This is a genomic window from Hydrogenivirga sp. 128-5-R1-1 (genome assembly GCF_000171895.1).
On the sequence record NZ_ABHJ01000128.1, the window covers coordinates 1 to 2,361 of the forward strand.

The 2,361-nt window shown below is 30.6% G+C and carries 3 protein-coding genes; all 3 read left to right on the forward strand.

Going from position 1 to position 2,361, the window contains the following annotated elements; genetic code table 11:
- The first annotated feature begins 159 nt into the window (after positions 1–159).
- Entirely contained in the window at positions 160–351 is a 192-nt protein-coding gene (locus HG1285_RS20660; RefSeq protein WP_008288650.1) for a hypothetical protein, read from the forward strand.
- A 2-nt stretch (positions 352–353) separates the two neighbouring features.
- The gene (locus tag HG1285_RS04375) at positions 354–1,277 is read left to right on the forward strand and encodes a Ni/Fe hydrogenase (protein WP_008288651.1); all 924 of its coding nucleotides are present in this window, start codon (positions 354–356) and stop codon (positions 1,275–1,277) included.
- A gap of 2 nt (positions 1,278–1,279) precedes the next feature.
- Positions 1,280–2,361 (forward strand): nickel-dependent hydrogenase large subunit (locus HG1285_RS04370; protein ID WP_008288652.1); only part of this gene is annotated, 1,082 nt, incomplete at its 3' end.

A 2,361-nucleotide genomic window follows, 5' to 3' on the forward strand; every position in this document is an offset into this window, starting at 1 on the left:
AAAGGAAAAAATTTATTTACTGGTCAGAAAGTTTATTGAAATAGCAGAAGAAAACCCAGAACTTATAGATTATTTTTTAAGAGTTTTCTTATCAAATAGAGAAGTTTTTCAAGTGGATGTGAAGGCTTTTTATGTGTTCAGGAAGTTGTAACAGAAATAATGTTATTCTTAGAAGAAGGTGTTAGAAAAGGTGATTTAAGAAATCAAGATTTATTTGCAGCCTTTGTTACAGTAATGGGACCCCTCGGAGGAATAGTATTTTTAAAAGGTGAAGGAATGTTAATCAAAAAGCCTATAGAATACAGTGATGAGCTTGCAGAGAATATATGGAGGGCTTTAAAAACTGATTAGTTATGAAAAATCTTTTATGGCTTCAAGGTTTAACCTGTAATGGCAATACTCAATCTTTATTAAACGCAGAAAACCCATATTTTTATGAACTTTTTTCAAAGATTAATCTTTTATATCACCCTTCTTTATCCATTGAGAACAATTTAGCACAGTTGATAGATGAAATAGAAAATAATAGGATAAACTTAGACTTTTTGGTTGTAGAAGGAGCTATAACAAAGAACAAAAATTATTGCAGAATTGGAGAGTTTTCTATAGGTGAATTAATAGATAAACTAAAAAATAAAGCAAATTATATAATCGCTGTTGGTAATTGCGCTGTCCACGGCAATTTTCCGGCATTATACAGTGAAAATAATGATGTATTCGGTCTACAGTTTAAATTTAAAGAAAAGAATGGATTTTTGCCTGCAAATTTCAAAACTAAATCTGGCTATCCGATAATCAACATATCAGGATGTCCTGTTCATCCAGCATGGTTTGCTCAAACTTTGCTCTCACTATATTACGATAAAAAAATACTTTTAGATAAACTAAACCGTCCAAAAGAGATTTTTATGTATTTACCACACGATGGATGTATTAGAAACGAATATTTTGAATGGAAAGCTGAAGCAGAGGAGTTTGGAACTAAAGAAGGCTGTTTATTTTATAACCTTGGATGTAGAGGTCCTATAACCCATGCTCCATGCAATAAAATTTTATGGAACAGGATATCCTCAAAAACAAGAGCAGGAATGCCGTGTGTAGGCTGTACAGAATATGATTTTCCTACAAGAAAAAACTACTTTGAAACAAAGAAAAATATGGGAATTCCTGAAGAAGTTCCTTTTGGGGTTTCTAAAAGAGCATATATAATGATTTCAGGGGTAGCAAAAACATTAAAAAATGAAAGAACTTCAAAAAAATTAGAAGAAACAGATTAGTCATGCCAAAAATAGAAAAGACAGTTTTAAACAGGGTTGAAGGTGAGATAGAGTTAAAACTTATATGGGAAAAAGGAAAGATAAAAGATGCGTATATAATAGCTCCCAACTTTAGAGGTTTTGAATTCATTTTAGAAAATAAACCTTTGCTTGATACTCTTGTCATAACTCCAAGAGTTTGTGGAATTTGTGGACATGCACACCTGATTGCAACAACAAACGCCCTTGAAAATCTATATTTAGAAAATGGTTATAAAATAGAAGTTTCCCAAAAAGCAAAAATTATCCGAAATATTACATTGTCCTGTGAAATGATACAAAATCATCTCAGATGGTTTTATCTTTTTGTTATTCCAGATTTTTTAAAATTTAACAAAGCCTTGGAAGATTTTTATCCTATCAAAGGAAAAAAATGGAGAAAAGCTGTTGAGCTTAGTTCTAAAATTGTTAAAGTAATTGCAATTTTTGCTGGACAATGGCCTCATACCTCTTACAGTGTTCCTGGTGGTGTAATGTGCGAACCAACCCAGACAGAAATTATAGAAGCAATTTCCATTGTTGATAGTGTTCTGGAATATTTTGAAGAAGATGTTATTGGAATGAAAATAGATGAATACCTTTCTATAACAAACTTAAAAGAGTTCTTAGATAAGTCAGAGGGAGATTTAAAAACAATTATAGAGGAAGCTATGAAGTTAGGATTTAAAGATATAGGAAAAGCCTATGATAGATTTTTGACGGTTTGTAATATCAATCCTTTTATTTCTGAGGGTATAACAAGAAGGAAAAAATGCAGTTTTGATATCAACAAAGTAAAAGAGATAGAAACCTTTTCATTTTTGGAAAAAGGAAAACCAAAATTTTCAAAAAGAAAATATTCATGGGCAAAAGCACCAAGATATGAAGGAAAACCTTTTGAAACTGGACCTTTAGCAAGAAGGATAAACAATGAAGATAAATTATTTTTAAATTTAGTAAAAACTTTTAAAGGTTATTACATACCAAGAATATGGGCCAGGGTTGATGAAATTGGGAAACTACTATTAGCTGTAAAAGAATATTTATTAAATATAAATTTAAAAGA